Raw genomic sequence first — 18,394 nt, 5'->3', positions numbered from 1 at the left:
GCCCTGTCCGGCCGATCTTGCCGGGCTCGCGTGCCCTGGCACGGCACCTCTCCCCCGTAGCCCTTCGGGCACGGGAGGTACCCCCACCGTTGTCGTAGTCGCCTACGCTCCGCGTGGGCTCCATCCTCCGCCTTGCGATGCTCCCCCGTAGCCCTTCGGGCACGGGAGGTGCCCCCATCGCCAGACCCCGCTCGCTGATCCGGCCTGATCGACCGGACAGGACCTAAGCGGACGATTTCGGCTCGCGCACCCCGATGAGATGCGCGAAGGCCACCACGTTGCCCTTGTAGCCGGTCTTCTCGGTGAAGCCGCCCCCGCAGGTGATCACCCTCAGCTCGGCCCGGTCCTTGGGCCCGTACACCTTCGCGTCGGGGAACGAGTCCGCGTCGTACACCTCGATCGCGTCGATCGTGAAGACCGCCGTGCGGCCGTCCTCGCGGGTCACCTCGATCCGGTGGCCCTTCTTCAGCGCGCCCAGGCTGTAGAAGACCGACCGGCCGCGAGCGTTGTCGACGTGCCCGGCGACGATCGCCGTGCCCTTCGCGCCCGGGGTGGTGCCGTCCCGCCACCAGCCCACGAGGTTGCGGTCGGTGGCGGGCGGCACCTCAAGGCTGCCGTCCCCGGCGAGGCCCAGCGGCATGACGGGGGCGTGGACGCGTATATGGGGTATGCGAAGGCGCACGGGCACGGACGGCGGCAGCGGGTCGGCGGCCGCGTCCGTGTGGAAGTCGGGACCGGCCGCGAAGGCCTCCGCGGCGGAGGGGACCGGAGGGGTCACATCGACGGAGCCGTTCTGGACCAGCCAGGCGCCGATGCAGACGGCGACGGCTATGGCCCAGCCCTTGCCCTTGCCCGTGGCGCTCATCGGTCCTCCGGATACATCTCGCCCGCTCCCGGCAGGCTCGGGGCCTGCCGGGAGCGGGGACACGGCGGAACCGGAACGGTGGAAACCGCTCCGTCAGCTGCCCTGCGCGCCGCTCGCCCGGCGGCGCAGGAGCACGGTCCCGCCGACGGCGGCCGCGGCCAGAATGGCCGCGCCCGCCGCGATCTTGGTGGTGTCGGGGCCCACGCTGCCTCCGACGCCGGTGTGCACATGACCGCTCGGCCAGCCGTGGTGCTCTACGGTCACGTCGCCCGAGGCCTGCCGGCCGTTCTTGCAGATCACCGAGATGGCGTAGGTCCCCGCGTGGGTGTGCCCGGGAATCGTGAACCGACCGACCGCGACGTCCTTGTGCGTCCCGGGCGCCAGCCGGAACTCGCCGGCGCCCAGAGCGCGCGCGTCGCCGACACCATGGCCGCCGGGGCCGCAGGCGGTGGTGCTCACGGTGATGACGGCGCCCGGAGCGGCGATGGACGGGAAGACCTCCAGCGTGCCGAAGTCCCAGGCGTACGCCGGGTGGACGCCCAGTCCTGTCGCGGCGGCCGCCAGCGCGGTACTGGCCAGCAGGCGGGCGGTGGTGCGCATGGTGATCCTCCGAGAAGCGCGCAGGTGCGAGGTGCTCGTCTTCTCTCAGAGGTAAGGCTCAGCCCGTCGTGCCCGCCTGCTGATGGGGAATCAGATCAGTGTGTCCGGCTCGGCGTGTCGCGCTGGACAGGATGCGTTGCCGCAGGTCATCGCGGGTGATGGGGAATCAGATGCCGGACGCGCTGAACGGGTGACGCCGCGCGGCGAGCCCGGCTCCGGGTCTATTCGGCGGGCTCCGCAGACTCGGCGGCGAAGCCGGTCGTGTCGAGGTCGAAGTCGAACGGCGCGGGCACATGCAGCGGCTTCCCGAAGGACACCGTGGTGTGGGATCGGTAGCCCTGCGGCGACGGGTCCCAGAACGCGGCGATCTCCTCGGCCTGCATGTCGAGGATCAAATACACCGGCACCTGCCTGCCGTACGCCTCCAGCTTGTCCTGCCAGTCGGCGTCCTTGGTGGAGACCGACGTGAGTTCGGCGACGAGGGACAGTGCTTCTCCGTCGGCGTGGCGGCCGTCGGCGTCGAACGCGGCTTCGTCGGCGACGAAGAGATCGGGTCCGAAGCCGCGCTCCGAGGCGGACAGGCGGAACAGGAACGGTGCGATCTCTGCGATGTGCCCTTCGGGCGCATGTGTTTCCAACTGCCGCCGCAGAGACCTCATGGGGTGCAGGTAGCGAAGCTTGGACCACGGCGACACGACGATCTTCCCCCGGATGAGCTCGGCCTTGTAGCCGTCAGGTGTGTCCAGTTCCTCCACGGTCCGGAGCAGGCTCTCGAAGTCTCCGGAAGACGGTGCGTCTATCGGCGTCGGCCGTTCCATCATGGTCGTCACGGTAGTCCTCCGAGCGCTCGTACGCAGGGCTGGTGGAGCTCCAACGGTAGTGATGCTCTGCTGCGCCGACGGGGCTACGGCAGGGGCTCACCCGTTCGAGCTAACCCAGCGTGACCCTTGGATCCGCTTGACCTCAACCAGACTTGACGTAAGCGCCAAGTCGGCGCACCCGTACGGACAGGCGTGAAGGGGCTGCCGGGACGGTGTGTGTCAGCCGTGCGTACCGTGGTCTGACCGAGTGGCCCGTCGACCCGAAGGAGATTGTCGGTGGCCCAGGCACTGACCGTACTCACCGTACTGACCACGACCGACAGCGTTGAGAAGGCCGAGCGGCTCGCGCGGGGCGTGGTGGAGGCGAGGCTGGCGGCGTGCGCGCAGATCTCCGCGCCCGTCACCTCCGTCTTCCGCTGGAAGAGCGCCATCGAGACCGCGGAGGAGTGGCAGGTCCTCTTCAAGACGACCGAGGCCTGCTATCCGGCGCTGGAGGCGCATCTGATCGCGGCACACGACTACGAGACGCCGGAGATCATCGCGACGCCGGTGGTGGGCGGCGGCGCGGCGTATCTGGCGTGGATCGACGCGGAGACCGTGGCGCAGTGAGAGGACCGGGCTTCGGGGAGGGCCCCGGGGAGAGTTTCGGGGAGGAGCTTCCCTTCTTCGTCTACGGCACGCTGCGCCCGGGCGAGGGCAACCACGACCTGTTTCTGCACGGCCGCACCGCCGCCGAGGAGCCCGCGCTGCTCGCGGACGCGGTGCTGTACGAGGGCCCCGGCTACCCCTACGCCCTCCTCGAACCCGGTGGGGGCACGGTCGCGGGCGAGGTGGTGACGGCGGCGCCGGGGGAGTACGGGGAACTGCTCGCCGTACTCGACCGGCTGGAGGAGTACGTCGCGCCGGGCCACCCGCGCAATCTGTACGACAGGGTGGCGCGCGAGGTCCGGCGCCCGGACGGCACTGCCGCACGGGCCTGGGTGTACGTCGCGGCGCCCGGCGTGGCCCGGAAGCTGCGCGCGACGGGCACGCCGATCCCGGGCGGCGACTGGACGGGCCGCCTGCCCGGCTAGGGCGTGTTTGAGAAGTCCCTCCCCCAGAGCTTCGCCTGGGAGGTGCCCCCACCCCGCGACGCCTGGTACGCGCACTCGCGGTGTTGTCGGAGTCGCCCAAGTACGTGCAGTACGAGGGCGATCTCCCCCAGACTTCGTCCGGGGGTGCCCCCACTGCCTTGCGATTGCACGCACCAGACGCCGCGGGGCCCGCCCTGCGGGCGGACGGCGCTACTTCTCAAACACGCCCCAGCCCTACCGCTCCTCGGCCGCGACCCGTTCCACCCGGACCGCGCACACCTTGAACTCGGGCATTCGCGAGGTCGGGTCGAGCGCCGGATTCGTCACCGAGTTGACCCGGCCTTCGCCGGGCCAGTGGAACGGCATGAAGACGGTGTCGTCCCGTATCCCGGTGGTGATCCGCGCGGGCCCGACGGCCCGCCCGCGCCGGGACACGACGGCGAGCGGCTCGCCCTCGACGGCCCCCAGCCGTTCGGCGAGCAGCGGATGCAGCTCGACGAAGGGCCCCGGGGCGGCGGCGTTGAGCTCGTCGACCCGCCGGGTCTGCGCCCCGGACTGGTACTGCGAGACGACGCGTCCAGTGGTGAGCAGGACGGGATACGCCTCGTCGGTCTCCTCGGCGGCGGCACGATGCGCGACCGCGATGAACCGGGCGCGCCCGTCGTCCGTTGCGAACCGATCGAGAAAGAGGCGCGGCGTACCGGGGTGCGGGGCGCCCGCGTGAAGGGCACCAGCATCCGGGGCGGCCGTGTCCTGTGCCGGGCAGGGCCAGAAGACCCCGTTCTCCTCCGCGATCCTCCGGTACGTGATGCCCGAGTAGTCCGCCGGGCCGCCCGCCGACGCCCTGCGCAGCTCCTCGAAGACCTCCTCCGGTGAGGCCGGGAAGCCCTTCTCGTGGCCCAGCAGGGACGCCAGGCCGCCCAGGACTTCCAGGTCGCTCCGTACTCCCGGCGGTGGCGAGACCGCACGGCGGCGCAGCAGGACCCGGCCCTCCAGGTTGGTCGTCGTGCCGGTCTCCTCCGCCCACTGGGTGACCGGCAGCACCACGTCCGCCAGCGCCGCCGTCTCGGACAGCACCACGTCCGCGACCGCGAGGAAGTCCAGCGAGCGCAGCCGCTCCTCCACATGCCCGGCGCGCGGCGCGGACACCACCGGGTTCGAGCCCATCAGCAGCAGCGATTTGATGTCCCCGCCGAGCGCGTCGAGGAGTTCGTACGCGCTGCGCCCCGGGCCCGGGAGTGTCTCGGGCTCCACACCCCATACGCGGGCGACATGGGCCCGCGCCGCCGGGTCGTCCAGCTTGCGGTAACCCGGCAACTGGTCGGCCTTCTGGCCGTGTTCGCGGCCGCCCTGCCCGTTGCCCTGGCCCGTCAGGCAGCCGTAGCCGGACAGCGGCCGCCCCGCCCAGCCCGTCGCCAGACACAGGTTGATCCAGGCGCTGACCGTGTCCGTGCCCTTGGAGTGCTGCTCGGGCCCGCGCGCCGTCAGCACCATCCCCGACTCGGCGTCGCAGAACATCCGTACCGCGTCCCGCAGTTGGGGAACACCCACACCCGTGATCCGCTCGACCAGCTCGGGCCAGTGCGCCATCGCCGCCGCCCTGGCCTCCTCCCAGCCGCTCGTGCGGTCCGCGATGAACTCCTCGTCCGTACGCCCCTCCGCCACCGCCACATGCAGCAGCCCCAGCGCGAGCGCCAGATCCGTCCCGGGCCGGGGCGCGAGGTGCAGATCGGCCTGCTCCGCCGTCCGCGTACGGCGCGGGTCGACGACGATCAACGTGCCGCCGTTCTCCCGCAGTTCGGTCAGATAGCGCAGCGCCGGCGGCATCGTCTCGGCGAGGTTCGAGCCGACCAGGATCACGCACCCGGTGCGCGGAATGTCCTCCAGCGGGAACGGCAGCCCGCGGTCCAGACCGAACGCCCGCTGATGCGCGGCCGCGGCCGACGACATGCAAAAACGCCCGTTGTAGTCGATCTGCGAGGTGCCGAGCACGACCCGCGCGAACTTCCCGAGGGTGTACGCCTTCTCATTGGTGAGCCCCCCGCCGCCGAAGACGCCGACCGCGTCGGGGCCGTACGCCGTGCGCGTACGCCGCAGTCCCGCCGCGACCGTGCGCAGGGCCTCCTCCCAGGTGGCCGGCTCGAGCCTGCCTGTGGCGGGGCGACGGACCAGGGGCTCGGTCAGGCGCACCCGGGAGGAGAGCAGTGCGGGCGCGGTGCGGCCCTTGCCGCACAGCGCGCCCCGGTTCACGGGGAAGTCCGGCCGTTCCACGATTTCGACCGCCTCCGCCTCGCCGCGCAGGCTCATGCCGCACTGCAGGGCGCAGTAGGGACAGTGGGTCGGCGTGATGGGGGCGGTCGGGGCGGTCGTGGCGGTGGCGTCGGGCATACGCCCAGGTTGGGGCGCCCGTGTTACGTGGGCGGGCGCCCCGGATTACGGTCGGGGTACGACGGGCTCCGCCTGCGCCCCGCCGTCCCGTGAGGCACGGGCGACGTTCCTCACGCGCGGCGGCCGAGCAGCGCCAGCAGCCTCGTCTGGTGGCTGTCGCCCGGCGGCGGCTCGATCGGAGGCGCGAAGAGACCGGACTTCGCCAGCTCCGCGGCGTACGGCGTGACCTCGTCGAGCGCGAAGAGGACCAGCGCGTCCGGCAGCCGCTCCGGCGCGCCGATCGCCCGCGACAGATCCCAGGCGTGCACGACGGCGTCCGTGACCATCTGTGCGCAGTACGCGACCGCGGGCGCCTCCCCGTACGACAGCTGTACGGTCCGCTCCAGCGCACCCGGCGCCGCGAAGGCCTTGCGCGCGGCGCGCGCGGCGGTGTCCCAGCTGGTCTTCGGTTTTCTGCCGAGGACGTCCCCGTCGTAGGCGTCGCCCACGTCCCCGGCGGTCAGCCCGTCGGTCACCAGGGCGGGCACCCACAATTGTTCCGCGGTGAGATGGTTGACGAGATCGCGTACGGACCACTCGGTGCAGGGCGTCGGATCGTCCCACTGATCGGCCTGTACGGCGTGCACGCGGTCCGTGAAGAGCGCGAGCGCTTCGGCGTGACGGCTGAGCAGGGTGGCTACGTCGTTTTCCATACGCCTCACTGTCGCGCGCCGCGCATGCCGACGCGAGTCTGCGGCCCGCAAGCGCAGGGGCGTGTCATCGCGGGCGTCGCCACGGCATTGCCGAGGGCGTCACCCCGCCGCCGCGGCCAGCGCCTCCTTCACACCCGGTTCCTGAGCCCCCAGGAACCGCGGATCCGGCGTGAACGTGGCGTCCAGCGCCGCCTTGCCCGCCGCGAACATCTCGCGCGTCCCGCCGTACAGCCAGGTCGCATCATGCGGCTCGGCGACCCCGACGCCGTACGACTCGACCCCGGCCGCCCGGCAGAGCGCGACGGCCCGCCGGATGTGGAAGCCCTGGGTCACCAGAACCGCCCGGTCGACCCCGAAGATCTTCTTTGCGCGTACGCAGGAGTCCCAGGTGTCGAACCCGGCGTAGTCACTGACGATCCGCTTGTCCGGCACGCCACGGGCGGTGAGATACGCGCGCATCGCGTCGGGCTCGTCGTACTCCACGCGGCTGTTGTCGCCGGTGACCAGCACGACCTTGACCTTCCCCGCCCGGTACAACTCGGCGGCGGCGTCCAGACGGTGCGCGAGATAGGGCGTGGGACGGCCCTTCCACAGCCCGGCCCCGAAGACGACGGCGACATCCTGCGCGGGGACCTCCGCGACGGTGCGGACCCGGCTGTCGGCGACGGCGTGCATCCAGGTCGCGGGCGCGAGCGCGAACACGCACGCGAGCATGACCGTCTGCACGATCCGCCGCTGGGCGCGCCGGGTGCGGGGCAATCTGAGTCTTGGTCGCTTCACACCTGGTCAGACGCTTTGCGGTCCGGATCGGTTCGGTCCCGGATCGGTTCGGTCCCGGATCGGTGAGGAGGCTGACAACGCCGGGGCCGAGCCGGTGAGCCCGTGGAAAACACCCGTCACCCCCACGCAACGACCCCGCAATCTCGACCCGGCAGGATCGGTTCATGACGGAGTCGGCAGTACACCCTCGCGAGTCCCTGCCCCTCGACGCAACGCTCCTCGGCGCCATGCCTCTCGGCGCCGGGTCGCTCGACACGACCCCCCTGGACACCACCGCGCAGCTGCTCTCGCGCATCACCGACCAGCTGGGCACCCAACTCAGCCACGTCACACGGAACGGAACCCGCAGGCGTATGCCACCTACCGAACGGCCCACCCTCGTCGCCGTCGCCCACGGCAGCCGCGACCCGCGCGCCCTGCGCACCGCCACAGCGCTCCTCGATCTGGTCCGTGAGCTGCGCCCCAGCCTCGACGTACGCCTCGGCCACATCGAGCTGAACGAGCCGCTGCTGCCCGACACCCTCGCCGCGCTGCACGGCGAGCGGGGTGCGCAGGGCACCCGGGCCGTCCTCGTCCCTCTGCTTCTCGGCCGCGGCCACCACGTCAAGCACGATCTGCCCAAGGCCGCCGCCGCGCTGCCGGCCGCGGACATCCGCATCGCGGCCCCGCTCGGCCCGCACCCCCTCCTCGTCGAGGCGCTCTGCTCCCGCCTCGCTGACGCGGGCTGGCGGCCCGAGGACGGCACCAGCCGCAGCGCCGGGGTGGTCCTGGCCGCCGCCGGATCGCGCGACCCCGACTCCGCGTCGGACACCCGCCGCACGGCGGACCTGCTCAGTGAGCGCCTGGGCGGAGTGCCGGTCGTGCCCGCGTACGCCTCGGCCGTCGCGCCGACCGTGCCCGCAGCCGTCCGCGCGCTCACCGCACGCGGCCGCCACCGCATCGCCGTCGCCTCCTACTTCGCCTGCCCCGGCCAGTTCGCCACCGCCAGTGCCGCCGCGACGCCGTGGATCGCCGCCGCACCGCTCGGCGCGCACCCCGCCCTGGCCCGGCTGCTGCTCCAGCGCTACGACGAGGCCCTGAGCACACCGGCGTACGCCACGCAGCGGCGCGAACTCGCCACCGCGTAATCCGCTCGGTCGCCCGTCCGCGACCCGCTCCGGTTACCTTCGGTGCATGGCAGGCACCACCAGCAGCACCTCATCAGGACCCGACGGACCCCCCGGAACCGACGGACACGACGCGTACGACGAGGCAGCCACCGACCGCTTCGCCCCCGAACCGGACAAGCGCCCCGGCCGCACGGCCTTCCAGCGCGACCGCGCGCGCGTGCTGCACTCCTCCGCACTGCGCAGGCTCGCCGGGAAGACCCAGGTGGTGACCCCCGGCACGCGCAATCAGGCCTGGGACGCCAGCCCGCGCACCCGGCTCACCCACTCCCTGGAGTGCGCCCAGGTCGGACGCGAACTCGGCGCGGCACTCGGCTGCGACCCCGATCTCGTCGAGGCTTCCTGCCTCGCCCACGACATGGGCCACCCGCCCTTCGGGCACAACGGTGAACAGGCGCTCAACGACTTCGCCAAGGACTGCGGCGGTTTCGAGGGCAACGCCCAGTCACTGCGCCTGCTGACCCGTATCGAGCCCAAGCGTTTCGTCCACGACGCGTACGGCGAACTCGTCAGCGTCGGCCTCAACCTCACCCGCGCCGCCCTGGACGCCGCCACCAAATACCCGTGGCCGCGCGGCGGACACCCCACCGACCCGGACTCGACGAAGTTCGGCGTCTACGAGGACGACCTGCCGGTCTTCGCATGGGCCCGCGAGGGAGCGCCAGCGTACGGGAAGTGCTTCGAGGCCCAGGTCATGGACTGGTCCGACGACGTGGCGTATTCGGTGCACGACTTCGAGGACGGACTGCACGCCGGCCATGTCGACCCCAACCTCCTGCTCGCCGAAGCGGAGCGCAGCGACATCTTCCGGGTCGCGATCGGCCGGTACGTCCCCGAGGACACCGATCCGCAGGAGCTGGCCGAGGCCCTGGACCGGCTCGTCGACCAGGAGTGGTGGCCGCACCACTACGACGGATCCGCGGTCGCGCAGGCCCGGCTGAAGGACGCCACCAGCCAGCTCATCGGCCGGTTCTGCCTGGCCGCGGAGGGCGCGACCCGCGAGGCGTACGGTTCGGGCCGGCTCACCCGGTACGCCGCCGAACTGGTCGTCCCGCCCGCCGCCCGCAACGAATGCGCCGTGCTCAAGGCCGTCGCCGACCGCTATGTGATGCAGCGCGCCGAACAGGAGGCACTCCGCGCCGACCAGCGCATCGTGCTGGCGGAACTGGCCGAGGCGCTCACCGCCCGCGCACCTGAGAGTCTCGACCCGCAGTTCCGCGCCCTGTTCGACGCCGCACCCGACGACCGCGCGCGCAAGCGGGTGATCGTCGACCAGCTGGCCTCGCTCACGGACGACTCGGCCCGCACCCTGCACACCCAGCTCACGACACGCCGCTGAGCAGCCGGGAGAGCCGCCTGGGCGGGTCCACGATGACACGCCCAGGGGTCACTCCCTCTTCCGCCATAACGCTCCGTGCGGGACGCTCGCTGAAGGCTTGGCAGCGTAGAAGCAAAGAGGAGGCATCAAGTGGTCGACGCACATCGGACATTCGTCATCGTCGGCGGTGGGCTGGCCGGGGCCAAGGCCGCCGAGACCCTCCGTGCCGAGGGATTCACCGGACGAGTGATCCTCATCGGTGACGAACGCGACCACCCCTACGAACGCCCGCCGCTCTCCAAGGGCTATCTGTCGGGCAAGGAGGAGCGCGACAGCGTCTTCGTCCATGAACCCGCCTGGTACGCGCAGGCCGATGTCGAACTGCACCTCGGCCAGACCGTCGTCGCCGTCGACCGCGACGCCAAGTCCGTACGCCTGGGCGACGGCACCGTCCTGCACTACGACAAGCTGCTGCTGGCCACCGGCGCCGAGCCGCGCCGGCTCGACATTCCCGGCACCGAGCTGGCCGGCGTCCACCACCTGCGCCGCCTCGCCCACGCCGACCGGCTGCGCCGGGCGCTCACCGCGCTCGGCCGCGACAACGGCCAGCTGCTCATCGCGGGCGCGGGCTGGATCGGCCTGGAGGTCGCCTCGGCCGCCCGTGGCTACGGCGCCGAGGTGATGATCGTCGAACCGGAGGCGACCCCGCTGCAGCGGGTCATCGGCCCCGAGCTGGGCCAGATGTTCACCGAGCTCCACCGCGAGCACGGCGTCCGCTTCCACTTCGGCGCCCGTCTCACCGAGATCACCGGGCAGGACGGCATGGTGCTCGCGGCCCGTACCGACGACGGCGACGAGCATCCCGCGCACGCCGTCCTCGCCGCGATCGGCGCCGCGCCACGCACCTCTCTGGCCGAGACGGCCGGTCTCGCGATGGCGGACCGTGAGCACGGCGGGGGCGTCGCCGTCGACGCGAGCCTGCGCACCTCCGACCCCGACATCTACGCGGCGGGCGACGTCGCGGCGGCCCACCACCCGCTCCTGGGGTCCCGGCTGCGCGTCGAGCACTGGGCGAACGCCCTCAACGGCGGTCCGGCGGCAGCGCGCGCGATGCTCGGCAAGGAGGTCTCCTACGACCGGATCCCGTACTTCTTCTCCGACCAGTACGACCTCGGCCTGGAGTACTCGGGCTGGGCGCCGCCCGGTTCGTACGACGCGGTGGTGCTGCGGGGCGACGCGGGGAAGCGGCAGTTCATCGCCTTCTGGACGAAGGACCACCGGGTGATCGCCGGGATGAACGTGAACGTGTGGGACGTCACCGACCCCATCCAGCAGCTGATCCGCTCCGGTGCCCCGGTGGACCCGGACGCCCTCGCCGACCCTTCCGTACCGCTCACATCCCTCAACAGCTGACAGGAGTGTCACCGCGCCACCGTAGACTTCCGCGTGTGGCAGGCAGGATCAACGATGACGACGTGAAGGCGGTCCGGGACGCGGTCCCGATCGACGCCGTCGTTTCGGAGTACCTCCAGCTGCGCAACGCGGGCGGGGGCAATCTGAAGGGGCTCTGCCCCTTCCACGACGAGAAGTCCCCCTCCTTCCAGGTCAGCCCGAGCAAGGGTCTCTTCCACTGCTTCGGCTGCCAGGAAGGCGGCGACACCATCGCATTCGTGATGAAGATCGACCATCTCTCCTTCTCCGAGACGGTCGAGCGCCTCGCGGCGACGGCGGGCATCACCCTGCGCTACGAGGAGGGCGGGTACAACCCGACCCACCAGCGGGGCGAGCGCATCCGTCTGGTCGAGGCGCACAAGATGGCCGCGCAGTTCTACATCGAGCAGCTGGAGAACGGCCCCGAGGCCGAGACGGGCCGCAAGTTCCTCGCCGAGCGCGGCTTCGACCAGGCGGCGGCGCAGCACTTCAGCGTGGGCTACAGCCCGCAGGGCTGGGACCACCTCACCCGCTTTCTGCGCGGCAAAGGGTTCAGTGACAAGGAGCTGATCCTCTCCGGCCTTTCCCAGGACGGCCGCCGCGGGCCCATCGACCGTTTCCGCGGGCGCCTGATGTGGCCGATCCGCGACATCTCGGGCGATGTCGTCGGCTTCGGAGCGCGCAAGCTGTACGAGAGCGACAACGGGCCGAAGTACCTCAACACCCCCGAGACGGGCATCTACAAGAAGTCGCAGATGCTCTACGGCATCGATCTCGCCAAGAAGGAGATCGCCAAGACCAGCCGGGCCGTCGTCGTCGAGGGCTACACCGACGTCATGGCCTGCCATCTGGCCGGGGTCACCACCGCGATCGCCACCTGCGGAACCGCCTTCGGCGGCGACCACATCAAGATCCTTCGCCGGCTGCTGATGGACAACGCCACCGCCGAAGTGATCTTCACCTTCGACGGCGACGCGGCCGGCCAGAAGGCGGCGCTGCGGGCCTTCGAGGACGACCAGAAGTTCGCCGCCGAGACCTCCATCGCGATCACCCCGGGCGGCATGGACCCCTGCGAGCTGCGCCTCGCCGAGGGCGACGGCGCCGTCGAGAAACTGGTCGAAACGCGCACGCCGCTCTTCGAGTTCGCGATCCGCCACAGCGTCCGGCGCCACAATCTGGAGACGCCCGCGGGCCGCGCCGCCGCGCTCGACGAGGCCGCGCCGATCGTCGCGGGCATCAAGAACATCGCCATCCAGCACGAGTCGGCGGTGCAGCTCGCGGGCATCCTCGGCATCCTCGACACCCAGTTCGTGGTCAAGCGGGTCGCCCAACTCGCGCGCTGGGCCCGCGACCGCGGCGGACGCGGCCCGGCGACCCAGTCCCGCGCCCCCCAGTCGTACGAGACCCAGAGCGCCCCGCGGATCGCCGCGGGCCCCGCGCTCAACCTCCGCAGCCCCGCTCATCGCACCGAGCGCGAACTGCTCAAGCTCGCGCTCCAGCACCCGGCCCTGGTCTCCCCGGCCTTCGACGCGTACGGCATCGACGAGTTCACCGCCCCGCCCTATGCCGCCGTCCGCCAGACCATCGCCGAGGCCGGCGGAGCCGAACAGGGCACCGAGGACACCCCCGACTACCTTGCCCGCGTCCGCGACACCGCCCCGAACGACACGGTGCGCGCCCTGGTCACCGAGCTCGCCGTCGAAGCGGTCCACGCGCGCGTGGTCGACGAGAGCTACGCCGGAGTCCAGCTCGTCCAGGTCCGCCTGCGGGCGGTCGACCGCCGCATCCGCGAGGTCCAGGGCACCCTCGCCCGCCTCGGCCAGCACGCCGACCCCGAGCAGCACACGGCAGTGCAGAACGAACTCTGGGTCCTCCAGCAGTACGCCCAGTCCCTGCGCAACCAGGGCGCGGACGTTCTCTAGAGGCTCGGCAGCCCCGCTTCGGTAACCACCCGGTCACGCACGGGACTCAAAAAGTGCTCGCAAGCCCCTCGTGGCGGCTGTGTGTCGTACCCCACACTGGGGTGCGGTGCCTGAGTCCTCGGAGCGCGGCCGTCCACCACGGTGGGCCTCTCACTCCCGCGGATCCGCTCATCGTGTACGGGACGGAAAGCGGCCCGGCCGCCCCCGTCCCGCTGCCGCACACCCCCGACCCGGCAGCGATCACCTGGAGGTCGCCCCCGTGCAGACCCAGACCCTGACCGAGACCGATGCTGTCGCGGCCGTTTCCGCGCAGGTCCCCGCGCAGAGCCGGGCCGTACATCACCCCGAGGCCGTGCCCCAGGCGGCCCCGGAGACCGTCGTCGAGGAAACAGTGGATGTGCCCGAGCCTCCGGAGCCCCGGGCCGGCCGCGTCGACAGCGGCGGGCCCTCCTCCGACCTGTTCCGGCAGTATCTGCGGGAGATCGGCAGGATCCCGCTGCTCACGGCCGTCGAGGAGGTGGAGCTGGCGCGCCGAGTCGAAGCCGGTCTCTTCGCCGAGGAGAGGCTTGCCAACACCCCCGACATCGACGACTCCCAACTGGCCGTCGACCTCGACAAGTTGGTCGTCATGGGCAGGATGGCCAAGCGCCGGCTGATCGAGGCCAACCTGCGGCTCGTCGTCTCCGTCGCAAAGCGGTACGTCGGGCGCGGACTGACCATGCTCGATCTCGTCCAGGAGGGAAACCTGGGCCTGATCAGGGCGGTCGAGAAGTTCGACTACGCCCGCGGCTACAAGTTCTCGACGTACGCGACCTGGTGGATCCGCCAGGCCATGTCCCGGGCCCTCGCGGACCAGGCACGCACCATCCGGGTCCCGGTCCACGTCGTCGAACTGATCAACCGGGTCATCCGCGTCCAGCGCCGGATGCTCCAGGAACGCGGCTACGAACCCACCCCCGAAGAGGTGGCCGTCCAGCTGGACCTGTCGCCCGAGCGGGTCAGCGAGGTGCTGCGGCTCGCCCAGGAGCCGGTCTCGCTGCACGCGCCGGTGGGCGAGGAGGACGACGTGGCGCTCGGCGACCTCATCGAGGACGGCGACGCGGCGTCTCCCGTCGAGTCGGCGGCCTTCCTGCTGCTGCGCGAGCACCTGGAGGCAGTGCTCTCCACGCTCGGCGAGCGGGAGCGGAAGGTCGTACAGCTGCGGTACGGGCTGGTGGACGGGAGGCCGCGGACGCTCGAGGAGATCGGGCGAATCTTCGGCGTGACGCGGGAGCGGATCCGCCAGATCGAGTCCAAGACGCTGAACAAACTCCGCGACCACGCGTTCGCGGACCAGCTGCGGGGTTACCTGGACTGAGGGGCGCGGTCCGCTGCGCGGGGCTTTTTCCCCACCCCGCCCCTTCCCGAACTGGGGCTCCGCCCCGGACCCCGCGCCTCAAACTCCCCCAGACTTCGTCCGGGGGGACCCCCACGGGGCTGGAATGTGCGGCTGGGCCGCACATCCAGCCCGTCCGGCGTTTGAGGACATGCGGCCGAAGGTCGCATACGGGGGCCTGGGGGCCTGCCCCCGGTTACGGGAAGGGGCGGGGTGGGGTGAAGCCCGCCGCAGGCGCCCCCGCACCCCCCCGCCCCCTACTCCACCTCCACCACCGCCTGGGCGAACTGCGCCGCATACAGCCGCGCATACGCCCCCTCCGCCGCCAACAGCCCCTCATGCGTGCCCTGTTCGACGATCGCCCCGCTCTCCATCACCAGGATCACGTCCGCGTCCCGGATCGTGGAGAGCCGGTGCGCGATGACGAAGCTCGTGCGGCCGTGCGCGAGCCGCGCCATCGCCTTCTGGATGAGTACCTCCGTACGGGTGTCCACCGAGCTGGTCGCCTCGTCGAGCACCAGGATCACCGGGTCGGACAGGAACGCCCGCGCGATGGTGATCAGCTGCTTCTCGCCCGCGCTCACGCCCGAGCCCTCGTCGTCGATCACCGTGTCGTAGCCGTCGGGCAGCGTACGGATGAACCGGTCGGCGTGCGCGGCGCGCGCCGCCTCCTCGATCTCCTCGCGGGTCACCTCCCGGGAGGCGCCGTACGCGATGTTGTCCGCGATCGTGCCGCCGAACAGCCACGTGTCCTGGAGCACCATCCCGATCTGGGACCGCAGTTCCTCGCGGGACATCCTGGCGACGTCGACCCCGTCGAGGCTGATCCGCCCGCCGGTGACCTCGTAGAACCGCATCAGCAGGTTCACCAGGGTCGTCTTGCCCGCGCCCGTCGGGCCGACGATCGCGACCGTGTGACCCGGCTCCACGCTCAGCGACAGATCCTCGATGAGCGGCTTGTCCGGCTCGTAGCGGAAGGCGACCTTCTCCAGGGAGACCCGGCCCTGCGGGCGTTCGGGCCGCTCGGCGGACGGCGCGTCCGCCTCCTGCTCCTCCGCGTCGAGGAGTTCGAAGATCCGCTCGGCGGACGCGACGCCCGACTGCACGAGGTTCGCCATCGAGGCGACCTGTGTCAGCGGCATCGAGAACTGCCGGGAGTACTGGATGAACGCCTGCACGTCGCCGATCGACAGCGCGCCGGACGCGACCCGCAGCCCGCCGACCACGGCCACCAGCACATAGTTGAGGTTCGAGACGAAGAACATCAGCGGCTGCATGACCCCGCTGTTGAACTGCGCCTTGAATCCCGCCTCGTACAGCGCCTCGTTCTGCTCGGCGAAGTCCCTGGCGGACTCGTCCTGCCGCCCGAAGACCTTCACCAGCGCATGACCGGTGTACATCTCCTCGATATGGGCGTTGAGCTTGCCCGTGGTCTTCCACTGCTGCACGAAGTGCGGCTGCGAGCGCTTGCCGACCTTCGTCGCGACGACGACCGACACCGGCACGGTCACCAGTGCCACCAGCGCGAGCAGCGGCGAGATCCAGAACATCATCGCCAGCACGCCCACGATGGTCAGCAGCGAGTTGATCAGCTGGCCCATCGTCTGCTGCAGGGTCTGCGAGATGTTGTCGATGTCGTTCGTCGCCCGGCTGAGCACCTCGCCGCGCTTGGCCCGGTCGAAGTACGACAGCGGCAGCCGCGACAGCTTCGCCTGTACGTCCTCGCGCATCCGGTACAGGGTCCGGTTGATCACTCTGATCGACAGCCGGGTCGCCACCAGCATCAGCAGCCCCGCGGCCACGTACACCGCGAGCGCCGCCAGCAGCACATGGCCGACGGCGGTGAAGTCGATGCCGTCGCCGGGCGTGAAGTCCACGCCGGACAGCAGGTCCGCGAGCCCGCCCTGGTCCTTGTCCCGCAGGCCGTCGATCGCCTGTTCCTTGCTGGTCCCCGCGTCCATGTCACGGCCGACGACCCCGGCGAAGACCAGGTCGGTCGCCCGGCCCAGAATCCACGGGCCGACCACGTTGAACGCGACGCTCAGCACCGCCGCCGCGAGCATCACCCACAGCGTCATACGCTCCGGCGCGAGCTGCCGCAGCAGCCGTTTGCCCGAACCCTTGAAGTCCATGGACCGCTCGACCGGGCCCATCATCATCCGTCCGCCCGGCCCGCTCATGCGGCCTCAGCCTCCGTCAGCTGCGAGAGCACGATCTCTCGGTAGGTCTCATTGCTCTCCATCAGCTCGTGATGGCTTCCGGTCCCCACGACCTGCCCCTCGTCCAGGACGACGATGCGGTCGGCGTCACGGATGGTGGACACCCGCTGGGCGACTATCACCACCGTCGCCTCGGAGGTCTCGCGGGAGAGCGCCCCTCGCAGCGCCGCGTCCGTGGCGTAGTCCAGGGCCGAGAAGGAGTCGTCGAAGAGGTAGATCTCCGGACGCTGCACCAGGGTCCGCGCGATCGCGAGGCGCTGGCGCTGACCGCCGGAGACATTGGTACCGCCCTGCGCGATCGGGGCGTTCAGCCCGCCTTCGAGTTCCCGTACGAAGTCGGCCGCCTGCGCCACGTCCAGCGCCTGCCACAGTTCCTCGTCGCTCGCGTCGGGCTTCCCGTAGCGCAGATTGGTGGCCACGGTCCCGGAGAAGAGATACGGCCGCTGGGGCACGAGCCCCACCGTCTTCGCCATCAGCGCCGGATCGAGGTCACGCACATCCACGCCGTCGACGAGCACCTCCCCGTCCGTCGCGTCGAACAGCCGCGGTACGAGCCCGAGCAGCGTCGACTTTCCGCTGCCCGTCGACCCGATGATCGCGGTGGTCTCGCCGGGCCGCGCCAGCAGGGTGACATCGCGCAGCACCGACTCCTCGGCTCCCGGATAGCGGAACTCCACGGCCCGTACCTCCAGATGCCCGTGGCGGCGCAGCTCCCGTACGGCCTTGATCGGCGGGATCACGCTCGAGCGAGTGTCCAGCACCTCCTCGATCCGCTCGGCACAGACCTCGGCGCGCGGCACCATCATGAACATGAAGGTGGCCATCATCACGGCCATCACGATCTGCATCAGATACGCGAGGAACGCGGTCAGGGCGCCGATCTGGATCGCGCCGCTGTCGACCCGGTGTGCGCCGAACCAGACGACGGCGACGGACGACACGTTCACGACCGTCATCACGGTCGGGAACATCAGCGCCATCAGCCGGCCGGTGGACAGGGACACATCGGTGAGCTCGTTGTTGGCGCCGCGGAAGCGCCCGGCCTCGTACTCGTCGCGTACGAAGGCGCGGATGACGCGGTTGCCGGTGATCTGCTCCCGCAGCACCCGGTTCACCGTGTCCAGACGCTCCTGCATGGTCCGAAACAGCGGCCGCATCTTCTTGACGATCAGTGAGACGGCGATGCCCAGCACCGGCACGACCGCGAGCAGGACCGCCGACAGCGGCACATCCTGGCCGAGCGCCATGATGATGCCGCCGACGCACATGATCGGCGCCGACACCATCAACGTGAACGCCATCAGGACCAGCATCTGCACCTGCTGGACGTCATTGGTCGTACGGGTGATCAGGGACGGAGCGCCGAAGTGGCCGACCTCCCGTGCGGAGAAGCTCTGCACCCGGTCGAAGACAGCGGCCCGGACGTCACGCCCGAGCGCGGCGGCGGTCTGCGCGCCGATATAGACAGCTCCGATGTTGCAGAGCACCTGGACGACGCTCACCGCGATCATGAGGGCGCCGAGCCGCAGGATGTAGCCCGTGTTCCCCTTCACCACACCGTTGTCGATGATGTCCGCGTTCAGGGTCGGCAGGTAAAGGGTGGCGCTGGTCTGGAGCAGCTGCAGCACCACAAGGAGGGTGATCGGTTGTCTGTACGGACCCAAGTGCGTCCGCAGTAGTCGTATCAGCACACGCTGTCTCTCGGAGTCGGCAAGATCTGGGAGTCACCCCCATCTTGCGACAC

Annotated in this window: 14 protein-coding genes and 1 pseudogene; 7 read left to right on the top strand and 8 right to left on the bottom strand. The window is 70.9% G+C overall.

The annotated features are described in order from the left end of the window. Positions 1-223: 223 nt before the first annotated feature. From OG741_RS13345 to OG741_RS13335, 3 genes are all read right to left on the bottom strand, one after another. Positions 224-865, bottom strand: coding sequence for a class F sortase (locus OG741_RS13345; protein ID WP_405597364.1), 642 nt, complete (start codon positions 863-865; stop codon positions 224-226). A gap of 93 nt (positions 866-958) precedes the next feature. After that, entirely contained in the window at positions 959-1,465 is a 507-nt protein-coding gene (locus tag OG741_RS13340) for a hypothetical protein (RefSeq protein WP_405597361.1), read from the bottom strand. 221 nt (positions 1,466-1,686) lie between these two features. Then, positions 1,687-2,286, bottom strand: a complete 600-nt coding sequence (locus tag OG741_RS13335; protein ID WP_405597358.1) for a Uma2 family endonuclease — start codon at positions 2,284-2,286, stop codon at positions 1,687-1,689. Between the two features lie 276 nt (positions 2,287-2,562). On the opposite strand from OG741_RS13335, the gene cutA reads away from it, so the two are divergent. Together cutA and OG741_RS13325 are read left to right on the top strand one after the other, a co-directional pair. Next, positions 2,563-2,895, top strand: a complete 333-nt coding sequence (gene cutA, locus OG741_RS13330) for a divalent-cation tolerance protein CutA (protein WP_405597355.1) — start codon at positions 2,563-2,565, stop codon at positions 2,893-2,895. Then, positions 2,892-3,359 carry a gamma-glutamylcyclotransferase family protein gene (locus OG741_RS13325; RefSeq protein ID WP_405597352.1) on the top strand — a complete coding sequence of 156 codons (468 nt, stop codon included), beginning with the start codon at positions 2,892-2,894 and terminating at the stop codon, positions 3,357-3,359. Before cutA ends, OG741_RS13325 begins: the two co-directional genes overlap by 4 nt. A 234-nt stretch (positions 3,360-3,593) precedes the next feature. Here the strand turns inward: OG741_RS13325 and OG741_RS13320 are convergent, their stop codons facing one another. The 3 genes from OG741_RS13320 to OG741_RS13310 form a co-directional block, all read right to left on the bottom strand. Further along, positions 3,594-5,747, bottom strand: a complete 2,154-nt coding sequence (locus tag OG741_RS13320) for a molybdopterin oxidoreductase family protein (protein ID WP_405597349.1) — start codon at positions 5,745-5,747, stop codon at positions 3,594-3,596. Positions 5,748-5,857: 110 nt separating this feature from the next. Further along, complete coding sequence (locus OG741_RS13315; RefSeq protein ID WP_405597346.1) at positions 5,858-6,439, bottom strand: TIGR03086 family metal-binding protein; 582 nt, start codon at positions 6,437-6,439, stop codon at positions 5,858-5,860. 99 nt (positions 6,440-6,538) lie between these two features. After that, the gene (locus OG741_RS13310) at positions 6,539-7,153 is read right to left on the bottom strand and encodes a vancomycin high temperature exclusion protein (protein WP_405605542.1); all 615 of its coding nucleotides are present in this window, start codon (positions 7,151-7,153) and stop codon (positions 6,539-6,541) included. A gap of 293 nt (positions 7,154-7,446) precedes the next feature. On the opposite strand from OG741_RS13310, the gene OG741_RS13305 reads away from it, so the two are divergent. From OG741_RS13305 to OG741_RS13285, 5 genes and pseudogenes are all read left to right on the top strand, one after another. Next, positions 7,447-8,346, top strand: a complete 900-nt coding sequence (locus tag OG741_RS13305; protein WP_405605540.1) for a sirohydrochlorin chelatase — start codon at positions 7,447-7,449, stop codon at positions 8,344-8,346. A gap of 46 nt (positions 8,347-8,392) precedes the next feature. Continuing rightward, positions 8,393-9,724: a deoxyguanosinetriphosphate triphosphohydrolase gene (locus OG741_RS13300; RefSeq protein ID WP_405597344.1), complete on the top strand. Its 1,332-nt coding sequence runs from the start codon at positions 8,393-8,395 to the stop codon at positions 9,722-9,724. Between the two features lie 129 nt (positions 9,725-9,853). Continuing rightward, positions 9,854-11,116: an NAD(P)/FAD-dependent oxidoreductase gene (locus OG741_RS13295; protein ID WP_405597341.1), complete on the top strand. Its 1,263-nt coding sequence runs from the start codon at positions 9,854-9,856 to the stop codon at positions 11,114-11,116. 35 nt (positions 11,117-11,151) lie between these two features. After that, complete coding sequence (dnaG, locus tag OG741_RS13290; RefSeq protein WP_405597339.1) at positions 11,152-13,056, top strand: DNA primase; 1,905 nt, start codon at positions 11,152-11,154, stop codon at positions 13,054-13,056. Positions 13,057-13,162: 106 nt separating this feature from the next. Further along, a pseudogene (locus OG741_RS13285) lies at positions 13,163-14,413 on the top strand (RNA polymerase sigma factor). A gap of 275 nt (positions 14,414-14,688) precedes the next feature. Here OG741_RS13285 and OG741_RS13280 read toward each other — a convergent pair. After that, positions 14,689-16,611: an ABC transporter ATP-binding protein gene (locus OG741_RS13280; protein ID WP_405597337.1), complete on the bottom strand. Its 1,923-nt coding sequence runs from the start codon at positions 16,609-16,611 to the stop codon at positions 14,689-14,691. After that, complete coding sequence (locus OG741_RS13275) at positions 16,608-18,341, bottom strand: ABC transporter ATP-binding protein (protein WP_405597335.1); 1,734 nt, start codon at positions 18,339-18,341, stop codon at positions 16,608-16,610. Before OG741_RS13275 ends, OG741_RS13280 begins: the two co-directional genes overlap by 4 nt. Positions 18,342-18,394 lie beyond the last annotated feature (53 nt).

This window comes from Streptomyces sp. NBC_01410 (genome assembly GCF_045040195.1).
Lineage (GTDB): Bacteria > Actinomycetota > Actinomycetes > Streptomycetales > Streptomycetaceae > Streptomyces.
Note: the sequence above shows the minus strand (reverse complement) of the source record. Positions and strands in the feature narration are given on the sequence as shown.

Bases quoted from the DNA above. Each gene is read 5' to 3' on its own strand.
- OG741_RS13345 (WP_405597364.1), bottom strand. From the start codon at position 865: ATGAGCGCCACGGGCAAGGGCAAGGGCTGGGCCATAGCCGTCGCCGTC.
- OG741_RS13340 (WP_405597361.1), bottom strand. From the start codon at position 1,465: ATGCGCACCACCGCCCGCCTGCTGGCCAGTACCGCGCTGGCGGCCGCC.
- OG741_RS13335 (WP_405597358.1), bottom strand. From the start codon at position 2,286: ATGATGGAACGGCCGACGCCGATAGACGCACCGTCTTCCGGAGACTTC.
- OG741_RS13320 (WP_405597349.1), bottom strand. From the start codon at position 5,747: ATGCCCGACGCCACCGCCACGACCGCCCCGACCGCCCCCATCACGCCG.
- OG741_RS13315 (WP_405597346.1), bottom strand. From the start codon at position 6,439: ATGGAAAACGACGTAGCCACCCTGCTCAGCCGTCACGCCGAAGCGCTC.
- OG741_RS13310 (WP_405605542.1), bottom strand. From the start codon at position 7,153: ATGCTCGCGTGCGTGTTCGCGCTCGCGCCCGCGACCTGGATGCACGCC.
- OG741_RS13305 (WP_405605540.1), top strand. From the start codon at position 7,447: ATGCCTCTCGGCGCCGGGTCGCTCGACACGACCCCCCTGGACACCACC.
- OG741_RS13300 (WP_405597344.1), top strand. From the start codon at position 8,393: ATGGCAGGCACCACCAGCAGCACCTCATCAGGACCCGACGGACCCCCC.
- OG741_RS13280 (WP_405597337.1), bottom strand. From the start codon at position 16,611: ATGAGCGGGCCGGGCGGACGGATGATGATGGGCCCGGTCGAGCGGTCC.